Origin of the sequence: Lysinibacillus sp. FSL K6-0057, assembly GCF_038630885.1 — a bacterium.
Lineage (GTDB): Bacteria > Bacillota > Bacilli > Bacillales_A > Planococcaceae > Lysinibacillus > Lysinibacillus fusiformis_F.
In genome coordinates this window covers 491,897-516,542 of the sequence record NZ_CP152047.1, presented here as the reverse complement: position 1 = coordinate 516,542, position 24,646 = coordinate 491,897, and the positions used below count along the sequence as shown (strand labels likewise).

Annotated in this window: 21 protein-coding genes and 1 riboswitch; of the genes, 8 read left to right on the top strand and 13 right to left on the bottom strand. The window is 38.5% G+C overall.

The annotated features are described in order from the left end of the window. Position 1: 1 nt before the first annotated feature. The 10 genes from MHB40_RS02430 to MHB40_RS02385 all read right to left on the bottom strand — a co-directional run bounded on the left by MHB40_RS02430 (position 2) and on the right by MHB40_RS02385 (position 12,258). The gene (locus MHB40_RS02430; protein ID WP_342442388.1) at positions 2–1,060 is read right to left on the bottom strand and encodes a Gfo/Idh/MocA family oxidoreductase; all 1,059 of its coding nucleotides are present in this window, start codon (positions 1,058–1,060) and stop codon (positions 2–4) included. A gap of 13 nt (positions 1,061–1,073) precedes the next feature. Further along, positions 1,074–1,952 carry a sugar phosphate isomerase/epimerase gene (locus MHB40_RS02425; RefSeq protein WP_342442387.1) on the bottom strand — a complete coding sequence of 293 codons (879 nt, stop codon included), beginning with the start codon at positions 1,950–1,952 and terminating at the stop codon, positions 1,074–1,076. A gap of 18 nt (positions 1,953–1,970) precedes the next feature. Beyond that, entirely contained in the window at positions 1,971–2,936 is a 966-nt protein-coding gene (locus MHB40_RS02420) for a dipeptide ABC transporter ATP-binding protein (RefSeq protein WP_205446717.1), read from the bottom strand. Beyond that, complete coding sequence (locus tag MHB40_RS02415; RefSeq protein WP_205446716.1) at positions 2,929–3,921, bottom strand: ABC transporter ATP-binding protein; 993 nt, start codon at positions 3,919–3,921, stop codon at positions 2,929–2,931. Before MHB40_RS02415 ends, MHB40_RS02420 begins: the two co-directional genes overlap by 8 nt. A gap of 11 nt (positions 3,922–3,932) precedes the next feature. Beyond that, positions 3,933–4,829 carry an ABC transporter permease subunit gene (locus tag MHB40_RS02410; RefSeq protein ID WP_342442386.1) on the bottom strand — a complete coding sequence of 299 codons (897 nt, stop codon included), beginning with the start codon at positions 4,827–4,829 and terminating at the stop codon, positions 3,933–3,935. A gap of 13 nt (positions 4,830–4,842) precedes the next feature. Next, positions 4,843–5,766 (bottom strand): ABC transporter permease subunit, encoded by a 924-nt coding sequence (locus tag MHB40_RS02405; RefSeq protein ID WP_205446714.1) that lies wholly within the window; start codon positions 5,764–5,766, stop codon positions 4,843–4,845. Between the two features lie 65 nt (positions 5,767–5,831). Beyond that, positions 5,832–7,415 (bottom strand): glutathione ABC transporter substrate-binding protein, encoded by a 1,584-nt coding sequence (locus MHB40_RS02400; RefSeq protein WP_342442385.1) that lies wholly within the window; start codon positions 7,413–7,415, stop codon positions 5,832–5,834. Between the two features lie 492 nt (positions 7,416–7,907). Next, the gene (locus MHB40_RS02395) at positions 7,908–9,260 is read right to left on the bottom strand and encodes an aspartate aminotransferase family protein (protein WP_342442384.1); all 1,353 of its coding nucleotides are present in this window, start codon (positions 9,258–9,260) and stop codon (positions 7,908–7,910) included. A gap of 33 nt (positions 9,261–9,293) precedes the next feature. Further along, positions 9,294–10,823: a CoA-acylating methylmalonate-semialdehyde dehydrogenase gene (locus tag MHB40_RS02390; RefSeq protein ID WP_342533827.1), complete on the bottom strand. Its 1,530-nt coding sequence runs from the start codon at positions 10,821–10,823 to the stop codon at positions 9,294–9,296. A 22-nt stretch (positions 10,824–10,845) separates the two neighbouring features. Further along, positions 10,846–12,258: an amino acid permease gene (locus MHB40_RS02385; protein WP_342533826.1), complete on the bottom strand. Its 1,413-nt coding sequence runs from the start codon at positions 12,256–12,258 to the stop codon at positions 10,846–10,848. 233 nt (positions 12,259–12,491) lie between these two features. On the opposite strand from MHB40_RS02385, the gene MHB40_RS02380 reads away from it, so the two are divergent. Further along, entirely contained in the window at positions 12,492–14,060 is a 1,569-nt protein-coding gene (locus tag MHB40_RS02380; protein WP_342533825.1) for a PucR family transcriptional regulator ligand-binding domain-containing protein, read from the top strand. Between the two features lie 54 nt (positions 14,061–14,114). On the opposite strand, the gene MHB40_RS02375 is transcribed toward MHB40_RS02380, so the two are convergent. Then, entirely contained in the window at positions 14,115–14,909 is a 795-nt protein-coding gene (locus tag MHB40_RS02375; RefSeq protein ID WP_342533824.1) for a carbon-nitrogen family hydrolase, read from the bottom strand. A 96-nt stretch (positions 14,910–15,005) separates the two neighbouring features. On the opposite strand from MHB40_RS02375, the gene MHB40_RS02370 reads away from it, so the two are divergent. Continuing rightward, positions 15,006–16,175, top strand: a complete 1,170-nt coding sequence (locus MHB40_RS02370; protein ID WP_342533823.1) for a pyridoxal phosphate-dependent aminotransferase — start codon at positions 15,006–15,008, stop codon at positions 16,173–16,175. 475 nt (positions 16,176–16,650) lie between these two features. On the opposite strand, the gene MHB40_RS02365 is transcribed toward MHB40_RS02370, so the two are convergent. Beyond that, complete coding sequence (locus MHB40_RS02365) at positions 16,651–17,154, bottom strand: PPC domain-containing DNA-binding protein (RefSeq protein WP_342533822.1); 504 nt, start codon at positions 17,152–17,154, stop codon at positions 16,651–16,653. A gap of 122 nt (positions 17,155–17,276) precedes the next feature. Next, positions 17,277–17,381: riboswitch (SAM riboswitch) on the top strand. A gap of 89 nt (positions 17,382–17,470) precedes the next feature. On the opposite strand from MHB40_RS02365, the gene MHB40_RS02360 reads away from it, so the two are divergent. The 6 genes from MHB40_RS02360 to MHB40_RS02335 all read left to right on the top strand — a co-directional run bounded on the left by MHB40_RS02360 (position 17,471) and on the right by MHB40_RS02335 (position 23,258). Further along, complete coding sequence (locus tag MHB40_RS02360) at positions 17,471–18,301, top strand: MetQ/NlpA family ABC transporter substrate-binding protein (protein WP_205446706.1); 831 nt, start codon at positions 17,471–17,473, stop codon at positions 18,299–18,301. A 106-nt stretch (positions 18,302–18,407) separates the two neighbouring features. Further along, positions 18,408–19,433 carry an ATP-binding cassette domain-containing protein gene (locus MHB40_RS02355; RefSeq protein ID WP_205446705.1) on the top strand — a complete coding sequence of 342 codons (1,026 nt, stop codon included), beginning with the start codon at positions 18,408–18,410 and terminating at the stop codon, positions 19,431–19,433. Beyond that, positions 19,426–20,097 carry a methionine ABC transporter permease gene (locus tag MHB40_RS02350; RefSeq protein WP_048393370.1) on the top strand — a complete coding sequence of 224 codons (672 nt, stop codon included), beginning with the start codon at positions 19,426–19,428 and terminating at the stop codon, positions 20,095–20,097. The genes MHB40_RS02355 and MHB40_RS02350 overlap by 8 nt, the downstream gene beginning before the upstream one ends. A gap of 13 nt (positions 20,098–20,110) precedes the next feature. Next, complete coding sequence (locus MHB40_RS02345) at positions 20,111–20,890, top strand: enoyl-CoA hydratase-related protein (protein ID WP_342533821.1); 780 nt, start codon at positions 20,111–20,113, stop codon at positions 20,888–20,890. A gap of 14 nt (positions 20,891–20,904) precedes the next feature. Then, positions 20,905–22,065: an alpha-hydroxy acid oxidase gene (locus tag MHB40_RS02340; RefSeq protein ID WP_342533819.1), complete on the top strand. Its 1,161-nt coding sequence runs from the start codon at positions 20,905–20,907 to the stop codon at positions 22,063–22,065. Continuing rightward, entirely contained in the window at positions 22,062–23,258 is a 1,197-nt protein-coding gene (locus MHB40_RS02335) for a CoA transferase (RefSeq protein WP_342533818.1), read from the top strand. The genes MHB40_RS02340 and MHB40_RS02335 overlap by 4 nt, the downstream gene beginning before the upstream one ends. A gap of 131 nt (positions 23,259–23,389) precedes the next feature. Here MHB40_RS02335 and MHB40_RS02330 read toward each other — a convergent pair whose 3' ends face one another. After that, positions 23,390–24,589, bottom strand: coding sequence for a glycine C-acetyltransferase (locus tag MHB40_RS02330; protein ID WP_342442374.1), 1,200 nt, complete (start codon positions 24,587–24,589; stop codon positions 23,390–23,392). Between the last annotated feature and the right edge of the window lie 57 nt (positions 24,590–24,646).

Genomic DNA, 24,646 nt, shown 5'->3' with positions numbered 1-24,646 from the left:
CTTAATAAACAACTTCCTTTCCTTCAGTTGCAGAAATATAAATGCCTTCTAAGATTTTCATAATTTCTACCCCATCCTCTACAGGTGCAACAGAATCATAATGATGGAGGCAACAATCAACAAATGAATTGATTTCATTTTGAAAGGCTGTCGCAAAATCAAATGTTAAATCGTTAATTTGAGGATGAATATTTAAAATCGTATCATGCTCTTCACTTACAATTTTTAATTCAGGCTCTAGCTCTGCTCCACCATTCGTGCCATAAAGCTTAATACTTATTTCATCTTTAATGGCATGTAGTGTATAGGAAACGTCTACCATTAGCGACGCCCCATTCTCGAATGTAATGAGAGCATTTGCTAAGTCTTCTACTGTATTTTTAGTAGCATCATAGTCTGCAGCCTTGTAAAAGGATAAATTTTCAATATGGTTTCGATTTCCTAATTGATTGTAGGTATGACCTGTTATCCGCTTCACCTTTGGTCTACCCATTAAATACCAGCAAATATCAATCACATGTACGCCTAGATCAATTAAAGGCCCGCCACCAGACTTATCGATTTCTGCAAACCAGCCGCCTGGATTCCCTAATCTTCTAAGACAGGAAGCTTTGGCATAATAAATATCGCCCAATTTGTTATCGTCGATGAACCTTTTCAGTACTTTAGTATTTGTTGCAAACCGTCTTACATAGCCCACTTGAAATACTTTCTGATGCTTTTCTGCAATCTGTTGGATTTTTAGGGCCTCTGCATAAGTCATGGATAGCGGCTTTTCTATTAGAACATGTAAGTCATTTTCCAAAGCAAGAATGGCCAATTCTGCATGCGTATTATTCCATGTACAAATACTTACAGCATCCACATTTTTGTCTGCGAATAGCTCTTCTTTCGAAGAAAAAACATGCGTTGCTCCAAATTGTGCTGCTTTTGCTTTGCCTCGTTCGATGGAAGCATCATACACGCCATATAATTCAACAAATGGATTATTCTTATAGGAACCTAAGTGATAATCTGAAATAGAACCTGTGCCAATTACACAAACCTTTAACTTGTTCATGTGCTTTCCCCCTTTAGAGCTTGCATTCGTCCCATAAACGACGTACATTATCCATTCCTATTTTTGAACCAACTTGACAATCTTCCATCCCTTCAAACTCCACTGTAAGATAGCCATCATATCCACTGCCTTTTACGAGCTTAATAATTTCGCGAATATTTATATCGCCATGTCCGACAATAGCTCCTCTGATGTAATTGTTATGAACTGTACGGAACCATTCGCCCTCACCAGGATTTTCATAATAAGGACGAATATAAAAATCTTTGAAATGCACTGTAGCAGCATAAGGAATGTTTTTCATAACACCAATTAAAGGTTCTTCATCAATACATAAAAAATTCCCGACATCTAAAGTTGTTTTAAAGTTGTCTCTGTTTACCGCATGAATTAATTGTTGTACACGATCACTTGTTTGAACATTAAAGCCATGATTTTCAATCGTTGTTGTAATATTAAATTGCTTCGCGTAATCTGCAATCAACTGACAGCCTCTCACCATTTCTTCAAAGTGCTCATTGTAATAATGAATGGTTGTCTGCTCCTTTGGTAAAGTAAAGAGAGTAACATCATGGCGCATAATATTAATGCCCATATGATGTACTACATTAACATGTTTCTTTAAGCGTTCAACTTCTTCTAGAAAAGCTTCCTCCGTATCCTGAATAAAGTTAGCTGGTAACGAATAGGCCGATAGCTCTAATCCTAGCTCTGCTGCTTTTTCTTTAATTTGTGTTGCAAGTTCATAGTTATCTACAACAGTAAATTCATAGGGCACTAATTCTACATGCTGCCCTCCATTGTCTGCTACCCATTGCAAAACATCCAGAACATTCATTTCCCCCTGTCTCATTTTTTTGACCATACTATATGTGCTTAACCCTATTTTCATTTATATACACCCTCTCGATTAGTTGACAAAGTGACATGCGACACTTTGCTCTTCGTTAATTTTTTTCATTTCCGGAATAGCTTGCTTACATATATCTGATGCAAAGGGGCACCTTGTGTGGAAGGTACAACCACTTGGCGGATTTTTAGGATTCGGAATATCACCAGTTAAAACGATCTTCTTTTTTCGTAATGTTGGATCTGCTATCGGCACGGAAGCAATAAGCGCCTGTGTATAAGGGTGCTTTGGTTCATTAAATATGGTTTCTTTCCGCCCGATTTCTACAATGGAACCTAAATACATGACACCTATATAATGGCTAATATGTTCTACAACACTTAAATCGTGAGAAATAAAGAGATAAGATATTTTATATTCTTGCTGCAATTGCTTTAATAGATTCAATATTTGCGATTGTATAGATACATCCAACGCAGACACAGGCTCATCAGCAATAATTAATTTTGGTTTTGTTATTAAAGCACGTGCAATACCTAAACGCTGTCTTTGTCCACCACTGAACTCATGCGCATAGCGATCGGCATGTTCAGCATTTAATCCAACGACTTCCAGCATTTCAAGCACTAGTTTTTCACGCTCAGCTTTCGAAAGTTTTGTATGAATTTCTAAAGGCTCACCAACAAGCTCCTTTACCTTCATTCTCGGATTCAATGAGGCATATGGGTCTTGAAAAATCATTTGAACATTTTGCCTTAAATGCTTTAATTCAGATTGCTTTGCAGTTGCAACTTCTTTTCCATCCACAACGATACTTCCATTTGTTGGTGCTATTAATCTAGTGATTAACCGGCCAGTAGTAGATTTGCCACAACCACTTTCGCCAACTAAACTAAATGTCGTACCTTCTTCTATTTCAAAGGAAACATCTATGACCGCATTAACATATTGCTTTTTTTGAAATAACCCACCCGCTATTTGAAAGCTTTTTTTTAAGTTTTCCACTTTTAAAATACTGTTAGGCATTTACTTCCACATCCTTTTTCGCATATAGCCAGCAGCTACATTGCCGTGTAGCTGAAATTTTCACTGTCGGTGGACTCTCCTGATGGCATATAGACATCGCTTGATTACATCGTGGAGCAAATTTACAACCATTCGGCATATTTTGCGGGGATGGCACTTGACCATTGATAGAATCTAATACTTCTTTGTTATCACCAATTTTCGGTACAGATGCAATTAAACCTTTTGTATAGGGATGCTTTGGGCTAGCAAATAACTCAAAGACATCTGCTTCCTCTACAACCTGCCCTGCATACATCACAACTACCCTATCGCACATTTCAGCAACAACACCTAAATCATGTGTGATTAATAAAATAGCTGTCTCATTTTCTTCCTTTAGCTTTTTCATTAGCTCTAAAATTTGAGCTTGTATCGTGACATCAAGCGCAGTGGTTGGTTCGTCAGCAATGAGTAAATTAGGATGGCAGGCCATAGCCATGGCAATCATTACTCGCTGACGCATTCCTCCTGATAGCTGATGTGGATATTCATAAATGATTTCCTCGGCTCTTCCTATGCCCACACTTTTTAACATTTGGATTGCATGATGCTTACTTTCGTTCTTCGGCAGCTTCAAATGCATCTCAATTGCTTCCATTAATTGCTTGCCTATTTTTAAGACAGGATTTAAAGAAGTCATAGGTTCTTGAAAAATCATGGCCATTTGCTTGCCACGAATCTTCCGAATTTCTGATTCGGGCATTTTCGTCAAGTCATCTCCATTAAAATGTATAGAGCCATTGACGATTTTGCCTGTAGTGCCATGGAATAATTGCATGATGGATAGTGATGTTAAGCTTTTTCCACTACCCGATTCTCCCACTAAGCCTAATATCTCTCCTTTACGGATGGAAAAATTGACACCTCTTAAAATCTTGATTTCCTTTTTATCACGCGTAAAGGACGTTTCTAAGTCACTTACTCGCAATACATGTTCTGGCATAGGCATTCTCCTTAATTATTTTTTATTTTTGGATCTAATACATCTCGTAATCCATCACCTATTAAGTTAAATGCTAGTACGGTTAAAAATATTGCAATGCCTGGCATGATGACTACGTGCGAAGATGTTCCTAAATAGTCACGCCCACTACTTAGCATTACTCCCCACTCAGGCATTTCAGGGCTTGCACCTAAGCCTAAAAAACTTAAACCAGAAGCTGCTAAAATGGCTGTTCCTATACGCATTGTGACAAAGATGATTAATTCACTAATGGTTTCAGGGAAAATATGTTTCCACAGCACTCTAACATGCGAAGCTCCCATTGATTGTGCTGCCTCTACGTATACATTCTCTTTCGCATTCAATGTAGCACCTCTGACTAAACGTGCAAAAGATGGCACACTAAAGATCATCACAGCAATGATGACATTATTAATACCAGGACCCAATAAGGCTACAATGGCAATCGCTAACAATAAATCAGGGAATGAAAACAGTACATCACAGCTACGCATGATGATTTTGTCAATCCACCCACCAAAGTAACCGCTAATTAAACCTAAAATAGTTCCTAGTATTAGGCCTAAAAATACGGCACTGAAACTCACCATCAAGGATATTTTTGCGCCTACTATCAAACGACTAAAAATGTCTCGACCATACTCGTCCGTTCCTGCCAAATGACTTGCACTTGGTCCCTCTAATAAAGCATCATAATTGGGTTCAAAAGGATCGTACGGTGCGATATAAGGTCCAATAAAAGCGACTACAATTAACAATCCTATAAAGATACTTGCTACCAAAGCAGCCTTTTGTTTTTTAAAAGACTTCCAAAATTCTTTAAGAGGAGAGTATTTTTTTTGTGTATTTTGCACTTGGCTATTTTGCACAGTAGTTGGTGAAGTCATTTTGTTCCCTCCCTTAAGAATTTAATTGGATTTTTGGATTTAACACGGTATAAAGCACATCAACAATTAAATTGACTAAAATAAATTCAAATGCAAATAACAGCAGTGCAGACTGAATGACGGGATAATCTCGAAATGCGATCGAATCGATTAGAAGTCGTCCCATTCCTGGAAAACTAAAGACTGTCTCCACTACCACTGATCCTCCTAAGAGAAATCCAAATTGTAAGCCTGCTACTGTTACCACAGAAATCAAGGAATTTCTTAAAGCATGGGTCACAATAACGGAGTGTTCTTTCAGTCCTTTTGCTCTCCCTGTTCTTATAAAATCTGCTTGTAACGTTTCAAGCATGGAAGAACGAGTAAATCGAGCGATCATTGACATAATGCCAGCTCCTAAGGTCAAGGAGGGTAAAATATAACTAGAAAAGCCGTCTAATCCACCTGTCGGAAATAACCCTAGCTGCACTGAAAATAATTGAATCAATAATAAGCCCAGCCAAAATCCTGGAATCGAAATGCCAGAAACAGCCGTTACCATTCCAAAATAATCAGGCCATTTGTTTTTATTGATGGCAGAAAGAACACCAATCACCAAACCCATTAATGTAGCCCAAAACATGGAAAGGAAAGTAAGATGAAGAGAAGGCATAAACCTTGTTTTAAACATATCAATGACAGGTAGTCCTGTTGTTAAAGATGTGCCAAGCTCACCCGTCATAAGATTTTTCATATAATCCACGTATTGTTTAAGAATGGGTTTATCTAAACCCAACTCATGCCGTACATTTTCAACATCTTCTAGCGTGGCATCTTTACCAGCTACTAATCGTGCAGGGTCACCTGGTATGAAATGAATGAATAAGAATGTTAATATGGAAATGACAATTAATATCGGTATCATTTCAACGGTTCTTCTTGCTATATATTTCCACACGCCGCCTTCCTCCTTTCTATTTTGTAGAAAAGGAATTGACTAGCATCAATTCCTTTTATTGTGTTTTACTCCACTTTTGCATTTTTCACATCTAGTCCACCTGTCGGGTTTACTAGTACACCGCTGACATTTGAACGTACACCATATACAACCTCATCTACCCCTAAGAAAATCCAAGGTGTATCTTGATAAACGACTTCCTGTAATTTTTCATATAGTTCAGCTTGGCGATCTACATCTGAAATGGAATTAGCTTCATCCATTAATTGATCTGCCTCCGTATTATGATAGTAAGCTGTATTTGCACCATTTGGTGGGAATGATACGCTATGGAAAAGAGGCTTTGTCGCATTCGTTATATCCGAAGCATAGGCTGACCAACTCACATACCACATTTGTAATTTCGCATCATCTGGTGTTTGTGCACCATAGATTTCGTCTGATAAAGTGCCTTCTTCCATTGATTTAATTTCTACTTTTACACCGATTTGACCTAACTGTTGTTGAATAAACTGCATGCCTTTCATCGTATCCGAGTTTGTGTTCCCCCAGATTTCAATATCGAAGCCATCAGGATAGCCTGCCTCAGCTAACAATTCCTTTGCCTTTTCAATATTGTGTTCATACATTTTTTGTTGCTTATAATAAACGGTTTTGGAAGGAATAATGGAGTCTAATGGTACACCCAGCCCTGCATTCACCACTTTTAAATAAGCATCCTTGTCCACCGCATAGTTAAAGGCTTGTCGAACTTTAATATCATCCAAAGGTTTTTTATAGGTATTTAAGGAAACATAGTGTGCAATTGTAGAAGGAACCTTATTAACTTCTACATCTTTACTATTAGAAAGCTCATCAATATTTTGAGCTGGCACTGGATAGATAACCTGTGCATCACCCGCTTTTAGCATCGCTACGCGAGATCCGTTTTCTGGCACTGGTTTATAGGTGATTTTAGCAACACGTTCTCCACCATCCCAATAGCCATCAAAGTTTTCAATTGTTAAATGGTCTCCTTGTACCCATTCCACAAATTTATAAGGACCTGTACCAACAGGTTTTTTAGGTATATCTGCTGAATTTTCTTTAATCATTTTTGGACTAATCATTTTGGCAACTCCGAATCGAGTAATCATTGGTCCATATGGTTCTTTTAAAGTAACTTTAATTTCATAGTCGCCTAGAATTTCAACATTGCTGATTAAGCTAAAGCCACGAGAATATAAGCGTAAGCTTTCATCATTCATGATTCGTTCAATATTGGCCTTTACAGCCTCAGCATTAAACTGTTCCCCGTCATGGAAGGTAACCCCTTCTTTAAGTTTGAACGTATAGACAAGAGCGTCTTCACTAATTGAATAATCATCTGCTAAAACCTTAATAATTTGTCCATCTGCATCGAAGCCTAGCAAACCTTCTAGCATTGTCTCCTGTACAGAACTCGAATTAGTATCCCCTGTGTTATGCGGATCCATTGAAATAAAATTTTCATTTACAGCGATGACAAGTTCATTTTTAGAACTAGCTGTACCTGATTCTGTAGTAGACTTATCCCCAGTATTTGATGCGTTAGAATTGTCTTTCTCTGCGCATGCTGCTAAAAGCAACGTACATAGAATTACAAAAACCAATTTTTTAACATAATTCATCTCATCTACTCCCTTTGTAAAAATATATAAAAATATTTCTTATAATTTAATTTAAGAAATATAATTACCAAAAAACATTTATTTTCTCCACTGCTGAAAATAAGTAGGTAAAAAATTAACTATATTTTCTTATGATTAGACAATTCAATTCAGGCAAGACATCGCTTCCTCAACTATCACAATTGCTTTTAATCAGAAAGTATAGTTCAAATTACAAGATGTATTTATTCCACTGCTGAAAATAAGTGATTAAAAAAATATACCCTATCAGGACATTTCTTAAAATTTTTATCAGAAAATTAATTATTTTTTAACAACTATAAACTATGAAATCTAATATTTCCAGTATTATTTTAATAAATTTCTGAATTTTATAATTATTTTTATTGAGCTATAATAAATATCCCTATAGCTCATTTATGCTCCAAAGTACTACAATAAAAGCTCTAAAAGCCTTTATTACCCGGCTTTTAGAACTTTTATGAATAGTCACTATAGCGTATTTAAACTATTCACAACCACATTTAGTATACGGTCAAGATCTTCTTGTGCAATATTAAGTGGTGGTGATAACGTTAAGACATTATTAAACCCTGCTACGGTAGCTCCATTTTTCCCAATGATGACCCCTTGCCCTTTACATGCTGCAATGACAGCATTCACTTTCTCCACTGGTAAAGGTTCTTTCGAAACTTTATCTACTACTAATTCAATTCCAATCAATAAACCTTTGCCTCGTACATCCCCTACATTTGGGTGATGCTGTAATTCTTGTTGCAATGTTTCAAGTGTTGCAGCACCAATTTCCTTAGAACGGTCAAATAACGCCTCTTGCTCAAGAATCTCAATATTTTTTAATGCGACTGCACATGCCACTGGTGAGCCACCAAATGTATTTACATGGCGGAAATAGCCGTATGCATCTGAGCCTGTAAATGCCTCATATATTTCTCGCTTTACCGCTGTAGCTGATAGTGGTAAATAAGCACTTGTAATTCCTTTCGCCATCGTAATAATATCAGGCTTTACACCATAATTCATAAATCCAAAGGGCTTACCTGTTCGACCAAAACCACAAATAACCTCATCCACAATCATTAAAGCGCCGTGTTTTTTACATACTTCCTCAATACCTTTTAAATAGTTTTCTGGAGGCATAATGACACCACCACCTGTAATAATAGGCTCTAAAATCATCGCTGCAATCGTGTCGCTCAGTTCCCATGTCATGGTTTTATCTACAGCCTTTACACTTGCTAAATCTAATGGCGCGCTCGTATCACTTTCATGTTCACGATATTGATCAGGTGGTGCAACATGGATAAAACCTGGTGACAGTGGCTCATATTTATATTTACGTTCTGCCTGCCCTGTTGCCGCTAATGCCCCAAAGGAGTTACCATGATACGCACGGTAACGAGAGACAACTTTATAGCGAGAACTTTGCCCTTTTTGCTGATGATATTGTCGCGCTATTTTAAATGCTGTTTCATTTGCCTCTGACCCACTATTAGAGAAGAAAATAACGTAATCGCCACCAAGCATTTCATTTAGCTTTTCAGCTAATTCTACTGCAGGCAAATGTCCCTGAGATAAAGGTGCATATGCATTTTTCATCATTTGTTCATGTGCCGCATCCGCTAATTCTTTACGACCATAACCAACGTTGACACACCATAGCCCAGCCATCGCATCAATATATTCTACACCATCTGTATCAATGATTCTTGCACCATCAGATTTCTCCACCACATACGTAGCCTGCGGATTATAAGGTTTCATGGAATGCCATACATATTGCTCATCCTTTGCTAATACATCACTTTTAAGATTAATCTGCGTCATCGCCAAACACCCCTTACTATTATTTTTCTTACATTAGTTTTTCGCATCGTCATTACTTGGGAACGCAAAGGAGCTTGCTGTATCCTCTGTCTCATCGGGCCAACGTTCAGAAATCGTTTTTGCCTTTGTAAAGAATCTCGCCTGATCGGGGCCAAACATATGCCCTTCACCAAACTTAGATCGTTTCCATCCACCAAAGTTGTGATAGCCAACTGGGATTGGGATTGGCACATTAACCCCTACCATGCCCACTTCTATTTCTTCTTGGAATTTACGCGCCGCCGCTCCACTGCTTGTAAACATTGTGACACCATTACCAAGCTCATGATCATTTATTAAATCGATAGCCTTTTGTAGAGAGTCCACCCCCACTACAATACGTGCTGGACCAAAGACCTCCTCTTTGAAGATCGTCATTTCTGGTGTGACATGATTAAGTAAAGTGGGACCAAGATAAAAACCATTAGACGTTTCACATACTTTTGGATTTCTTCCGTCGATGACAAGATTTGCCCCTTCACTGACTGCCCCATCGATATAGCGTATAATTGTATCCTTGGACTGTTTAGTGATGACTGGACCAAAATCGACGTCTTGCTCTGTATAAGGCCCAACCTTTAGTTGAGAAATTTTATTTTTCAATATTTCCGTAAAACGTTGCTCCGTATCCTTGCCTACAACAAGTGCACCGGAAATAGCCATACAGCGCTGAGATGCTGCGCCATATGCTGCTCCTAAAAAGGCATTTGCTGTTTGTTCTAAATTGGCGTCTGGCATAACAATCATGAAATTCTTCCCACCACCAAATGCTGCCACACGTTTATTGTGCTTTGTCCCAGTTTGATAAATATATTCAGCAACAGGCGTGGAACCAACAAATGAGATAGCTTGAATCTCTTTGTTTTCTAGCAATTCATCCACTGCCTCTTTGTCACCATTGACAACTGTCCAAATACCGTCTGGCAGACCTGCCTCTTTCCATAATTGGCTCAAGTATAATGCTGAGATAGGTACACGTTCAGATGGCTTTAGAATAACGGCATTCCCCACTGCAACAGCCATACTTGTAATTGCGAGAGGTACCATAACAGGGAAATTAAATGGTGCGATCGTAGCCACTACGCCAAGTGGCGACTTGGCAGAAAAGGCATTAATATTACCACCCACATTAACGGAGTACTCCCCTTTTAGCATTTGTGGGGCACTGATTGCCATATCCACTGATTCAATCCCCCGAACAATTTCACCCTTCGCGTCTTCCTTTGTTTTCCCACTTTCCTGGCAAATCACAGCGATAAGCTCTTCCTGCTTTTCTACTAACAGCTGACGGAATCGATGTAATACTTCTACCCGCTTACCAATGGATGTTTTTTTCCATGCTGGAAAGACTTCTTTTGCAAGCCGAATAGCATGCTTTACCTCGTCTCTAGAAGCAAGCGGTACTCTTGCAATGACCTCACCTGTTGATGGATTATATACTTCTGAGAATCTGTTACTTGTACCTGCTACCTCTTCTCCTTTGATAAAATGTGTTAGCGTTTTCATTTCTTGTTGAACTGTCATAATGGATCACTCCTTCATCGTCTTATTGTTCAAAATCAAACTCGTCTTTTGTGAAAAGGGAACTTGATTCATCGGCTTGTTTAATCACCTTTTTCTTTTGAGTAAGCATATAGAAAATCATCACAATGGCCACAATAACACATGTAAATAAAATTTGTGAGCGCATTGACTCTATAAAGAACATCGCAATGAGTAATGCTGTTGTTGCTAGTATTGTGAAATACGTTAAATACGGGAATAGCCACATCTTCACCTTTAATAGCTCTGGATTTTCTTGTTCAATCTTTCGTCGCATTCTTAATTGTGAAAAGGCAATGATTAAATAAAGAATTAACGTAATAGCACTACAAGAACTTAATAAAAACATAAATACTTTATCTGGCGAAACATAATTCATTATGACCGCAATATACGAGAAAAATGTTGCGGCAAGTATGGCATTGACAGGTGCACCATTTTTGTTTAATTTTAAAAACGCTTTTGGTGCTTCTCCTTTTTCCGCTAAAGAAAACACCATTCGTGATGTAGCATAAAGTGCTGAATTTAGGCACGATAATACTGCAGTTAAAACAACAAAATTCATAATTTGTGCAGCAGCAGGAATACCAATATAGTCAAGTACCGCTACATAAGGACTTGTTAAAATATCTGAGGAATGCCAAGGTAATAGCGTCACAACAACTGCTATAGAACCCACATAGAAAATTAAAATACGCCAAGTAATAGAATTGGTAGCTTTCGTAACAGCTGCTAAAGGTTCATCCGATTCACCAGCAGCAATGGCCACGATCTCTGTCCCCATAAAAGAAAAGATAACTATGACGACACCCATTAGAACAGCGCCAAAACCGTTTGGTAAAAAACCTCCCTGTTCAACTAAGTTGGTCATACCTACAGCATTAAAGTTGGGGGCGATACCAAAAATAATAAATGCACCAAGACCAAGAAAAACGACTATACTTGCAACCTTAATAAGAGAGAACCAATACTCAAACTCACCAAAAGCTTTGACAGAAAGAACATTTGTTAAAGTAAGTGCTACGGTTAATAACAGACTTACTAGCCATAAAGGAATCCCGTCATACCAATATTGAATAATGGCTGCTGCCGCTGTTGCCTCTAAAGCAATCGCAATCACCCAGAAAAACCAGTACAGCCATCCAATCATAAAACCTGCCCACGGACCAATGGCTTCATGTGCATAGTGTGCAAACGACCCACTCGTTGGATTGACAGCCGCCATCTCACCTAACATACGCATAACTAATACAACGATAATTCCTGCAAATATATACGATAAAATTGCCCCTGGGCCAGCTAAGTTTATGACCGAGCCACTTCCCATAAATAGACCAGCACCGATTACTCCGGCAATCGCAATCATCGTCATATGCCGCTTTTTTAATCCTCTTTGCAAATGCGTTTGTTGCCCCATATCTGTCACCTCTTTTAGTAAATTGCTTGATCGCTTACAAAAATCTTACATCTTTCATAACGTTGAAGTAATAGACAAACTGTAAAATTCTATACTTTTGTTTTATACATAATGTAAAATAGACTAAATATTCTTAAAATAATTTAAAAACGATTTTCTAAGATAATTTGTAGCACTAAGCAGAAATAATCAAATTTAACCTAAAGGTAAGTATGTCGAAAGGAGGGGCAAAATTGAGCCCATTTCAACTAAAAGTACTAGATGTTTTGAACAATAAATATTTTCAAAAGGCAGAGGTAGTAGCAGGTCATGAGGGATTAACAAGAATCGTCAAATGGGCACATGTTCTAGAAATCATACATGTTGATAATTTTTTAGTTGGTGAAGAGTTAGTATTAACAACGGGGATAAGTCTCCAACATAGCATTGAGGACTTTACTGCATTTATAGAAGCCATTATTCAAAAAAATTGTGCCGCTCTTTGTATTGAATATGGCTCCTCTATTCAAGCAGTTCCTGAAGCAATATTGGCACTAGCTAACCGTCATCAGTTTCCTATTATCGTTTTTCATGAAGCGGTTCCTTTTGTTCGTATTACACAGGATTTACATAGCCAAATTATCAATCAGCAATATCTATTGATCTCTTCGCTAGAATCTTACTCACAAGCTTTGAACAAAAATGCAGTCTTAGGACAAAATACAGAGGATATTTTACAAAATATGTATAATGAGTTGAAAACACAAATCATGTTTTCCATTAAGGGACGGGCGCCTATCTTTTTTCCGATTATGGCACACAAAAAGCGTCAGCAATTACTAGCATTGCACAAGTCTACTCAGCAGTTTAAACATGAGCCTATTTTTATTTTTGATCAACATTATGCCGATTTAACACTTTATCGAGAAGATGGGCTTTTCTCAGAGTTTGAGTTATTAATATTGGATCGTACAGCAACAGCGTTAGCACAGCTTTTAATGCGAGAGTTTTATATTGAGGAAAAAAAGAATATTGAGGATGCTTCGATTTTAGCCGATTGGATTGATCAAAAACTATCTAAGGAGGAAATCTATAAATTTATCGTTACACATTACGCTAACTACACACAATCTAGTGGTGCTGTCTTTATTTTAGCCTCTCCTCATACTTTGACAAAGACACAAGAGGATATTGTCTATAGTAAGCTTTATTATCGTAATCTCTTTGAGCAGCATGGTTTTATTCCGTTTTTATTTGAAAGAAAGAGCTATGTTATTTTTATTTTACTTCATACAAAAGATAGTAAAGCCACTCGTGATATGTTAAATAACCTGTTTTCCTCCTTACCCAAAACTGAATTTTATAAAAAGCAGCAAACACAGGGTTATCAGATAGCCGTTGGGAAAGTGGTTTGTGATGTTGATGAAATTCCTAAAAGCTATCAAACTGCCCTAGAAACCTTATATATTTGTCGAAAGGTACAAACGTCCTCGTTCTTTTATGATGATCTGCATTTATATCATTTAATCTATAAATTACAAATGCAAGTAAATTTACAGGAAGTGATATACGACTATTTACAGCCCGTTATTGAATACGATGAAAAAAACAATAGCAAGCTCCTCGAAACATTACAGGTGTATTTACAAACAAACGGCTCTAAACAGCAAACAGCGAACCAATTGTTTATTGTGCGTCAAACACTCTATCACCGCTTAAAAAAGCTTGAAAGTTTACTAGGAAAAAATTTTATGAAGGGGCATAACCGCATTACACTTGAATTTATGCTACTAGCCAATTCATTGATCGAGGATAAGAGCTAGAAAAAAAGTTGGCACGCTCAAAAGGGGATCTCCCCTCCTATGCGTGCCCCTTTATTACCCTTTCACAACTACATCCTGATACAGTCCAGGTCTGCGATCATCGTAAACAGGGATTCTTCCACGTACTTCATCGACAATCGAAAAGTCTACATCGATCACCGCTACTTCCTCGTCCTCAGCACCAACCCAAAGTACTTCTCCCCAAGGCTGAATAATCATAGATTGCCCATTAAAGTTTTCTACCTTTTTCGAAATACGATTAACTGCTATCACAAAGCATTGATTTTCAATTGCACGAGCCTGCAGCAATGTTTTCCAATGGTCAATCCTTGGAGTTGGCCACTGCGCTGGTACAAATAATACCTTTGCTCCTTGTAATGCATGGGCACGTAACCATTCTGGGAAGCGAATATCATAGCAAATAACACCAGCAGCTTCAATGTCACCTAGAGCAAAACGATTCATTTCATTCCCTGCCTCTAAGTAAAGATGCTCGTCCATTAAACGGAAAAGATGTGCCTTGCTATATTCCCCTACAAGCTCTCCATTACGATCAAAGGTATACATCGTATTATAAAATTTGTCGCCTTTCTTTGTTGAAACAGAGCCACCTACAATATGTACATCTAGTTCCTTAGCTAGTTTAGCTAAAAAGGCTTTTGTCCGCCCCCCATCGCTATCCGCTAGCTCAGGCAGTTTTTCCAAAGCATAGCCTGTATTCCACATTTCAGGTAACACAATGATTTCTGCCCCTTGTTTTGCAGCTTCTCGAATCTTATCCTCAGCACGTGCAAAATTTTCTTCAACTTTGCCAAAGCCTACATTTAATTGAATACAACCGATTTTCATATCTATTCCTCCTCTAGACAATTAACAGAAAAAGTAATACTATTTGCTTCATATTCTTCAATAATAATTATTATATTCTGAAAAAGGTGATTATGCATGGAATTCTCTAAAAAACTACAGCAACTACCCACTCAATTTTTTGCAGCACTCGTTCAAAAAGTAAACACGGCCTTAGAAGAAGGACGTGATGTCATTAACCTTGGGCAAGGAAATCCCGACCAACCCACGCCTCCTCACATCATTCAAGCATTACAGGAGGCGGCTGAAAACCCACAAAACCATAAATATTCACCGTTTCGAGGTATCGCTGAATTACGCCAAGCAGCTGCCGACTTTTATCAACGTGAATATCATGTGGAACTAAATCCTGACACAGAGGTAGCGATTCTTGGTGGGACAAAAATCGGTCTAGTTGAACTACCTTTAGCTGTGTTAAACCCTGGCGACACGATGCTCTTACCAGACCCTGGCTATCCAGATTACTTATCAGGTGTCGTATTAGGGGATGTTAATTTTGAAGTGATGCCGCTTTTTGCTGAAAATGATTTCTTACCTGATTATGATGCATTATCTGATGAAGTGAAAGAAAAGGCAAAGCTACTTTACCTAAATTACCCGAACAATCCTACAGGTGGTACAGCAACACTTGCGTTTTTTGAAGAAACCGTTCGTTTTGCGAAGGAGCACAATATTATCGTATCACATGATTTTGCTTATGGAGCAATAGGATTTGACGGGAATAAACCAATTAGCTTCCTACAAGCAGAGGGTGCAAAAGAAGTTGGGATTGAAATGTATACCCTATCGAAAACCTATAATATGGCAGGCTGGCGTATAGGCTTCGCCGTTGGGAATGCGGAGATTATTGCTGCTATTAATCTTATTCAGGATCATCTGTTTTGTAGTCAATTCCCTGCTATTCAACAAGCAGCAGCAGTAGCACTGACAGCTTCCCAACAATGTGCGGATGAACTACGAGCTACTTATGAGCGTCGCCGAAATGTACTCATTGAAGAAGCTCAAAGAATCGGCTGGCATGTTACGGCTCCAAAAGGCTCCTTCTTCGCATGGCTTCCTGTACCACTAGGCTATACAAGCGAACAATTTGCCGATCTATTGCTTGAAAAAACTGATATTGCTGTGGCAGCTGGCAATGGTTTCGGTCAATATGGCGAAGGCTACGTCCGTATCGGTTTGCTGGTAAGCGAAGAACGTTTACGTGAAGCAATCCATAGAATCGAGCAATTACAATTATTTAACAAATGACAATACCATCAATAGAATATTTGTGAAAGGTGAAAAGGCCTTCCACCCCAATCCATAAAAGTGTTATCGTCTTAACAAAGGTTGTACAAATAAAATGAAGGTGTACACTACTCATTTTTATTGAGGGTTGTTGTGACTAATCATCTCTCCACATTGAAAATAAGAGCCTATCCTCTCTCTAATCATACAAATAATGAGTTATTTTGTTCACTACTACTAGTATGAAAGAGGGAAAGACATTTTTACAGAATGGTTGATTGGAGTGGAGCCAGCGTCACTCCTAGGGGGATTTAGCGTCACAGAGGAGACCCTGGAGCGAACGGAAGTGAGTGAAGCGGCTCATCGGACGCCCCCTGGAAAGGACGCTGGCGGAACGGAAATCAACCCCTCACCTTGCTAAAAGGTCTATTTCTGCTAGTGACATGATCTTTTTTCCACAACATGTGTCCTGTAGCTAACTCTAGCTACAGGATCATTATTTTTCGATTTTCCTTGGCTGCCCTAAACCATTTTCTAATGGATAAAATTGAACATGACCTGTTTCATCATCCAATTTTCGAATATGTTGAATACCTTGTACCTCAGCCAGCACGATGTCAGCAGTAATAACAGGATTTCCCCCTTTTATTAAATGCCCACCTGACACAACACCCCATTGATCGCTCATAGAACCATGGAAATGTGTTTCATATCCCCCGTCACGCTTACACACCACACCAGAGCCTTGAATAAATTCAAGTGGTCCATCTTTTTCAACCACATCACTAAAACGAACTTGAATCTGAGCTGTTGCATCTGGCACTAAATATACAAAGCTACTTTTTTGAAAGCTACCAATACAGCTAACAATCGTTGCTGACTCAATATGATTCTCTTCACAGAGCGCCTCAATTCCCTCAATGATATCTGTCCCTGTTAGAAGACGAGCACTAATAACCTTACCAAATGAACCTATACCATAATTAACTCTCACAGACATTGTTATCCCTCTTTCACGTCGAAATATTATAATTATATAAAAATTTTAAAAATTAATTATTGACTTACTATACCCTATAAATTATATTAGTTCTATCGGAATTACAAAAAAATATTATAAATCTCTTATCAAGAGTAGCTGAGGGACTGGCCCTATGAAGCTCGGCAACCTCCTTTTTAAAGGAAGGTGCTAAATCCTGCAAACGATCTTCGTTTGATAGATAAGAGAGGACATCTTTTCATGAGCCTCTCTTAGTTTGTAAGAGAGTTTTTTTATTTTCAAAAAACCGATAAAAACAATCTTGGAGGTAGTTTTCATGAAAAAGAAAAATAAATTTTTAGTAGGTTTAGCAAGTTTAACATTAGTAGCAGCGCTAGCAGGCTGTGGCTCTAAAGAAGATAGTAAAGGCCAAGCTGAGGCAATTGATGAAAAGAAAATCGTCGTAGGTGTCACTTCTGGTCCACATGAGCAAATTGCAGAAGTAGCAGCTAAAGTAGCAAAAGAAAAAGGGCTAGAAGTAGAGCTAAAATCATTTTCTGACTATGTTTTACCTAATACTTCCTTAGCTGAAGGTGATCTTGATGCGAACAGCTATCAACACGAACCTTTCCTCGATACATTTAATAAAGATCATGATACAGATTTAGTCCCAGTGGGCAAAACGATTTTGAATCCAATGGGTATCTACTCTGAAAAATATAAATCCTTTGATGACATTCCGGATGGTGCAACGTTTGGCCTACCAAATGACCCAACGAATGGAGCACGTGCCCTCTTTGTTTTACAAGAAGCTGGCTATATTAAGCTAAAAGATGGCGCAGACTTAACAGCTTCGATCCGTGATGTAGAAGAAAACAAAAAGAATTTAAAATTCATTGAATTAGAGGCAGCTCAAATTCCTAAACAGCTTAGTGAAGTAGATGTAGCAGCTATAAATACAAACTTCGCATTAGAAGCTGGCATTAACCCTAAAGACGACTCTATTTTATTGGAATCTACTGACTCTCCATACGTGAACTACATTGTCGTACGCGCTGAAAATGAAAATGACCCAACAATTAAAAAGTTCGTTGAGGCTTACCAATCTGATGAAGTACGTCAATTCATCGAAGAAGAATTCAAAGGTTCAGTAATCCCTAGCTGGTAATACATTCAGGAAGCTTCTATAAGCCGAAGAATCTGCCGAAATTCCTCTATGGGAAGACGAGCAGATTCTTGCTTTTTAGAAGGTTGAGAAAGGAGCAAACAATCGCATGATTCAATTACAAAATATCTCAAAAGAATTCAAGTCGAAAAAAGGCATCATTAAAGCTGTGGATGGGATCAATCTTCATGTAAAAAAGGGACAAATTCATGGTGTGATCGGCTATAGTGGTGCTGGTAAAAGTACACTCATTCGTTGTGTTAATCTACTAGAACGTCCTACAGCAGGAAAAGTAGTGATAGACAATGTAGACATTACGACCCTTTCTCTTCATGAATTACGTCAAACACGCCAAAAAATCGGGATGATTTTCCAACACTTTAATCTATTAAAAACAGCAACAGTTTACAATAATATTGCTGTTCCCTTAAAACTACTAGGCTATAAAGAGACGGAAGTAAAAAACCGGGTAGCTAAATATGCTGAAATTGTAGGCTTAACAGATAAACTAGATAGTTACCCAAATCAACTTTCAGGTGGTCAAAAACAACGTGTGGCTATTGCACGTGCCTTGGCACAGGAGCCAGAGATTTTGCTTAGTGACGAAGCAACAAGTGCACTTGACCCTGAGACAACGGAAGCCATTCTTGAATTGTTGTTAAAAATTAACCGTGAATTAGGCATTACGATTCTGCTCATTACACATGAAATGAATGTGATTCAAAAAATTTGCGATGAGGTTTCTGTTCTAGAATCAGGGAAAGTTGTGGAATTCGGCACAGCTATAGAACTTTTTGCAAAACCGAAGCACCCTACAACGCGAAAGTTTTTAAATACAATTTCACAACGTAATTTATCCCCTTCTCTTATTGAGCAATTAAATGTTTCAGGTAGTGTAATCCGTTTAACATTCCTTGGTGAAAGTACTGGTAAGCCATTATTAGCAGAAGTCACTAAGGTATACGATGTGCAACCAAATATTTTAACGGCTAATATTATTGAATTAAAAAACGGCATTGTCGGCAATATTGTGGTGCATCTACATGGCGAGACGCAGATTGTCCAAAAGGCGCTAACTTATTTTTCGGAAAATGGCGTGGCAGTGGAAGAATTAGGAGGTGCGTTCAATGAGTAGTATCCAAAGTTTCTTTACAGATTGGTCAGATGTTATTGGCAAAGCAATTATCGAAACATTTCAAATGGTCGGAATTTCATTGTTTTTCTCCATTCTAATTGGTATTCCATTAGGGCTATTAATCGTTTTAACACGACCAGGACAATCCTTTGAAAATAAATTTTTCTATCAGTTTTTTAATCTATTCATCAATATTGTCCGCTCTGTGCCATTTATCATTTTATTATTCTTCATCTTACCTTTTACCAAGTTAATTGTTGGTACAACAATTGGTGTTAAAGGTGTAATCGTTCCGTTAGTTGTTTACACAGCTCCTTATATTGCACGATTGATGGAATCTGCGCTTTTAGAAGTGGATTCAGGAGTGGTAGAAGCTTACACAGCCATGGGTATTAAACGTCGTCATATTATTTGGCATGTACTATTACGTGAAGCTCGTCCATCGATTATTTTAGGCTTAACGATTGCCACAATTGGATTAATTGGTGCAACGGCAATGGCAGGAATGGTTGGTGCTGGCGGATTAGGTGACCTTGCCTATCGTTATGGTCATTTACGCTATGAGGTTGATGTGATGTATGCAACTGTCTTTATCTTAATCATCCTTGTGCAAAGCATTCAATCTATCGGTAACCGCTTCGCTGCGAAATTGAAAAAAGATTAAGAGGAGAATGAAGATGACAAAGGAAATTTATGTAGAGAAAAATGGCTATATTGCAACGTTAGTATTAAATCGCCCTGATAAACGAAATTCTTTATCAAGGGCAATGTTTCAAGCTATAGTAGACCATCTTGAACAGCTACGTGTAGATTCTTCTATCAAGCTCTTAATTGTCCGTGGTGTCAATGAAGTAGCCTTTTCATCTGGTGCAGATATTAGCGAGTTTTTAGATATTCGTTATGCTGCAGACAATGCCAAAGCCTATAATGATTTGGCTTTAAAGGCAATCGATGCCCTCTATAAATTTCCGCATCCTACAATTGCTATGATTCAGGGCTTAGCAATTGGCGGTGGCTTAGAGTTAGCAAATGCTTGTGATTTTAGAATAGCAACACCTAAGAGTAAGCTAGGCATCACCGCTGCAAACATTGGTATTGTCTATAATTTAGAAAGCACGAAACGTCTCATCAATATTGTTGGTGTCGCTAAGGCAAAGGAAATTTTATACACAGCCAACATTTTTACAGCTGAAGAAGGCAAAAATATTGGTTTAATCACGGCCCTACATGAGCCAGAGGATATTGAAGATGCCACACTGCAATTCGCTGAACATCTATTAAGTAAATCATCCATTGCAAACGCAGGCATCAAAAAAATTATCCAGGCGATTGTAGATGGTGAAAATGAAGAAAGCGATGAGCTGGCACAGTTAGTTTTGGATTCATTTAGTTCAGACGATTATAACGAAGGTATTCAAGCCTTTTTAAATAAAAGAAAGCCTATTTTCAATAAATAAGTGAGGTAGTAACGATGACAAACACAACTGATGGCGATCTACTCTTAAAAAATATCACTGCACAAGCCCCCTTCCCCATTTGCTTTGCAGATTTAGAAAAGGCCGTAGCGGAAAAAATCGAAGCTGGACCTTTTGGCTACATCCGTTCAGGTGCTGGTGGTGAACAAACACTGCGCAATAATCGTGCAGCTTTTGAGAAGTATTCCATTGTTCCCCGCTTTTTAAATGATGTGTCAAACGTTGATACATCAATTCATTTGTTTGGTAAAACATATCCAACCCCTTTGCTCTTTGCTCCTGTTGGCATGAACGGAATGGTTCACGATGAAGGTGAGCTTGCCGTTGCACGTGCCGCCCAGAATTTAAATATCCCTTATATTCAAAGCACTGTTTCCACTTATGCTCTTGAAGAAGTTGCCCAAGCTGCTCCTTCTGCAACAAAGTGGTTTCAATTATATTGGTCTACTAATGAAGATATTGCTTTTAGTATGGCTGCACGTGCGGAGGCAGCGGGATTTGAAGCAATCGTTTTAACTGTCGATACCGTAATGCTTGGCTGGCGCGAAGAAGATGTCCGCAATCAATTTTCACCATTGAAGCTAGGCTATGCACGAGGCAATTATATGAATGATCCCGTTTTTACTGCCACTTTACCTGATGATTCATTTGAGTCCTATGTACAAGGTGTCTTGCAAAATGTCTTCCACCCAACACTTAATTGGGCGCATGTACGAGAATTAAAAAAGCGTACAAACCTTCCTATACTATTGAAGGGAATATTACATCCTGAAGATGCGAAGCTAGCTATCGACAATGGTATTGATGGCATTATTGTATCAAACCACGGTGGCCGTCAATTAGATGGCGTTATTGGTTCACTTGATGCCCTTCCTGCTATTGCAAAAGCTGTGAATGGACAAATTCCTATTATATTAGATAGTGGTGTATATCGTGGCATGGATGCCTTAAAAGCACTTGCTTTAGGAGCGGATGCCGTTGCAATTGGACGTCCTTTCGTTTATGGGCTAGCTCTTGAAGGTCAACAAGGTGTCGAAAAGGTGATGACCAATCTTTATGATGAATTAAAGGTTTCCATCGCATTAGCAGGTGCCACCTCTGTCAATGGATTACGCAACATCACATTAGTCAAACAGGATGGGACTGAGGTTAAATGAAACAAGCATTACAAGGATTAAAGGTTGTTGATTTATCACAAGTCTTAGCAGGCCCTTATTGCACTATGGTGTTAGCAGATATGGGTGCAGAAGTTATTAAAATTGAAAAATACCCAAATGGAGACGATACCCGTACAATGGGTCCTTTCGTTAATGAAGAAAGTCATATGTACATGATGGTTAATCGTAATAAAAAAGGTGTCTGCATCAATTTAAAAACTGCTGAGGGACTGGCTTTATTTAAAGAACTGATTCAATCTGTCGATGTATTGGTTGAAAATTATCGACCAGGTGTCACGAAAAAGCTGGGTATTGATTATGACACATTAAAAACCATCAATCCTGGCCTTATTTACTGCTCTATTTCAGGCTATGGTCAAACAGGTCCTTATAGTCAAAAGGGTGGCTATGATATTATGGCACAGGGTCTGAGCGGCTTAATGCATATGACAGGTGAAGCAGATGGCCGACCTGTAAAAGTTGGCTTTGCGGTGAATGATATTGCTGCTGCTCAAACAGCTTTACAGTCCATTTTAATGGCCTATATTTATAAGCTTCGTAGTGGCGAAGGACAATATATTGATGTTTCCTTAGTGGAGTCGGGTCTTGCATGGACTGTTTGGGAGGCTGCTGCTTATTTCGGACAAGGTGAGCTACCTGAGCGAACAGGAACAGCCCATCGTGTATCCGCGCCCTATCAAGGTTTCAAAACACAGGATGACTATATTCTAGTAGGTGCTGGCAATCAAAAGCTATGGGAGATTTTCGCGGCTAAGGTTGTCAATCGACCTGATTGGTTAGATAATCCCCTCTTTGCTACCAACTATTCACGTGCCCAACATGTGAAGGAGCTGGAAGCAGAAATTGAAAGCGAGCTAATCAAACATAAGGCTACCTACTGGCTCGAACTTTTAGATAAACACGGCGTACCATCTAGCCCAATCTATTCCTACGATCAAACATTGAATGATCCACATATTCTAGAGCGTGGCATGGTACTGTCCTATGAGCACCCAACTGCTGGACCAATGCGAACACTAGGCTTCCCAGCCAAATTCTCGCAAACACCTGGACAGCTAACAAGTGCAGCTCCTACTTTAGGGCAACATAATGAGGAAGTTTTACAGGCATTAAATATTTCGGATCCAGATATTCAACAGCTCAAGGCAGCCAAAATTATTGGCTCAAAATAAAGCGATTATCTAGTTTTAGATCGCTATCAGTTACATTTCAGCTTCTATCAGTCACTTTTTTGATTCTATCCTGCACTTTTTCATTTCTATCACGCAAAAAAGGCTTCCCCATCTATGAGGAAGCCTTTTTCTTATTGAATAACGCCTAATTCGCGACCAACCTTCTCGTAAATCGCAATTGCATTATCAAGCATTTCTTTTGTATGTGCCGCTGTTGGCATATTCCGAACGCGACCTGTACCCTTTGGAACTGTTGGGAAGACAATCGATTTTGCATAAACGCCTTCTTCAAATAAACGTTTTGAAAATTCCTGTGTCAACTTCTCATCCCCAATGATACATGGTGTAATTGGTGTCTCAGACGCACCAATATTAAAGCCAAGCTTCTCAAGTCCCGCTTTTAAATAGTTTCCATTATCCCACAGCTTATCGTGTAGCTCTGTTGAATCAATCAGCATTTGCACAGCTGCTGTAATAGCGGCAACATCACCTGGCGGTAACGCTGTTGAGAATAGGAATGGGCGTGAGCGAACTTTTAGCCAATCAATTAAATTTTTCTTACCTGCTACATAGCCACCTACTACACCAATGGCTTTTGATAATGTACCAATTTGGAAATCAATTTCTTTTTCTAATCCAAAATGCTTCACAGTTCCTTTTCCTTTACCTGTTACACCTGAACCATGTGCATCATCCACATACGTTATTAAATCAAACTCTTTAGCAATTTCCACAATTTCAGGTAATTTAGCAATATCACCATCCATTGAGAACACACCATCTGTGATAACCATGATTTTATTGTATAAGCCTGATTCCTTTGCCGCCTTTGCCTTAGCACGTAAATCATCCATATCGGAGTGATTAAACGCAATGATTTTCGCCTTTGATAAACGACAGCCGTCAATAATAGAGGCATGGTTCAATTGATCAGATAGAATGGCATCATTTTTATCCATTACAGCCGAAATAGCAGCCATATTACAATTAAAGCCAGATTGATAAGAAATAGCCGCTTCTGTTCCTTTAAATTCCGCAAGCTTTTCTTCTAATTTAACGTGCAAGTCAAGTGTGCCATTGATTGTACGAACAGCACCTGCTCCAACACCGTATTTATCAATTGTCTCTTTGGCAATACGCTTTAATTCTTCATTTGTTGCTAAACCAAGATAGTTGTTAGAGGATAAGTTAACAAGATTTTTGCCACGGACCTGAATAATCGGCCCATTTGCTCCCTCTACTGGATCGATTTCATTGTATAAGCCTTGTTCATGTAGGGCTTGTAGGTTTTCATCTAAAAATGCATTCAATACTTTAGACAAGCGTATCATCCTTTCCTAGGAAAACTGTTCTCGCTCCTAGTTTAGCACATGCAAGCCATTAGCTAC

What these genes read in the sequence shown, in the direction of transcription:
- MHB40_RS02420 (WP_205446717.1), bottom strand. Translation starts at nt 2,936, where the DNA reads ATGCCTAACAGTATTTTAAAAGTGGAAAACTTAAAAAAAAGCTTTCAA.
- MHB40_RS02365 (WP_342533822.1), bottom strand. Translation starts at nt 17,154, where the DNA reads ATGTCTGTGAGAGTTAATTATGGTATAGGTTCATTTGGTAAGGTTATT.
- MHB40_RS02390 (WP_342533827.1), bottom strand. Translation starts at nt 10,823, where the DNA reads ATGACAGTTCAACAAGAAATGAAAACGCTAACACATTTTATCAAAGGA.
- MHB40_RS02385 (WP_342533826.1), bottom strand. Translation starts at nt 12,258, where the DNA reads ATGGGGCAACAAACGCATTTGCAAAGAGGATTAAAAAAGCGGCATATG.
- MHB40_RS02395 (WP_342442384.1), bottom strand. Translation starts at nt 9,260, where the DNA reads ATGACGCAGATTAATCTTAAAAGTGATGTATTAGCAAAGGATGAGCAA.
- MHB40_RS02340 (WP_342533819.1), top strand. Translation starts at nt 20,905, where the DNA reads ATGACAAACACAACTGATGGCGATCTACTCTTAAAAAATATCACTGCA.
- MHB40_RS02415 (WP_205446716.1), bottom strand. Translation starts at nt 3,921, where the DNA reads ATGCCAGAACATGTATTGCGAGTAAGTGACTTAGAAACGTCCTTTACG.
- MHB40_RS02400 (WP_342442385.1), bottom strand. Translation starts at nt 7,415, where the DNA reads ATGAATTATGTTAAAAAATTGGTTTTTGTAATTCTATGTACGTTGCTT.
- MHB40_RS02410 (WP_342442386.1), bottom strand. Translation starts at nt 4,829, where the DNA reads ATGACTTCACCAACTACTGTGCAAAATAGCCAAGTGCAAAATACACAA.
- MHB40_RS02375 (WP_342533824.1), bottom strand. Translation starts at nt 14,909, where the DNA reads ATGAAAATCGGTTGTATTCAATTAAATGTAGGCTTTGGCAAAGTTGAA.
- MHB40_RS02370 (WP_342533823.1), top strand. Translation starts at nt 15,006, where the DNA reads ATGGAATTCTCTAAAAAACTACAGCAACTACCCACTCAATTTTTTGCA.
- MHB40_RS02425 (WP_342442387.1), bottom strand. Translation starts at nt 1,952, where the DNA reads ATGAAAATAGGGTTAAGCACATATAGTATGGTCAAAAAAATGAGACAG.
- MHB40_RS02350 (WP_048393370.1), top strand. Translation starts at nt 19,426, where the DNA reads ATGAGTAGTATCCAAAGTTTCTTTACAGATTGGTCAGATGTTATTGGC.
- MHB40_RS02360 (WP_205446706.1), top strand. Translation starts at nt 17,471, where the DNA reads ATGAAAAAGAAAAATAAATTTTTAGTAGGTTTAGCAAGTTTAACATTA.
- MHB40_RS02335 (WP_342533818.1), top strand. Translation starts at nt 22,062, where the DNA reads ATGAAACAAGCATTACAAGGATTAAAGGTTGTTGATTTATCACAAGTC.
- MHB40_RS02330 (WP_342442374.1), bottom strand. Translation starts at nt 24,589, where the DNA reads ATGATACGCTTGTCTAAAGTATTGAATGCATTTTTAGATGAAAACCTA.
- MHB40_RS02355 (WP_205446705.1), top strand. Translation starts at nt 18,408, where the DNA reads ATGATTCAATTACAAAATATCTCAAAAGAATTCAAGTCGAAAAAAGGC.
- MHB40_RS02430 (WP_342442388.1), bottom strand. Translation starts at nt 1,060, where the DNA reads ATGAACAAGTTAAAGGTTTGTGTAATTGGCACAGGTTCTATTTCAGAT.
- MHB40_RS02345 (WP_342533821.1), top strand. Translation starts at nt 20,111, where the DNA reads ATGACAAAGGAAATTTATGTAGAGAAAAATGGCTATATTGCAACGTTA.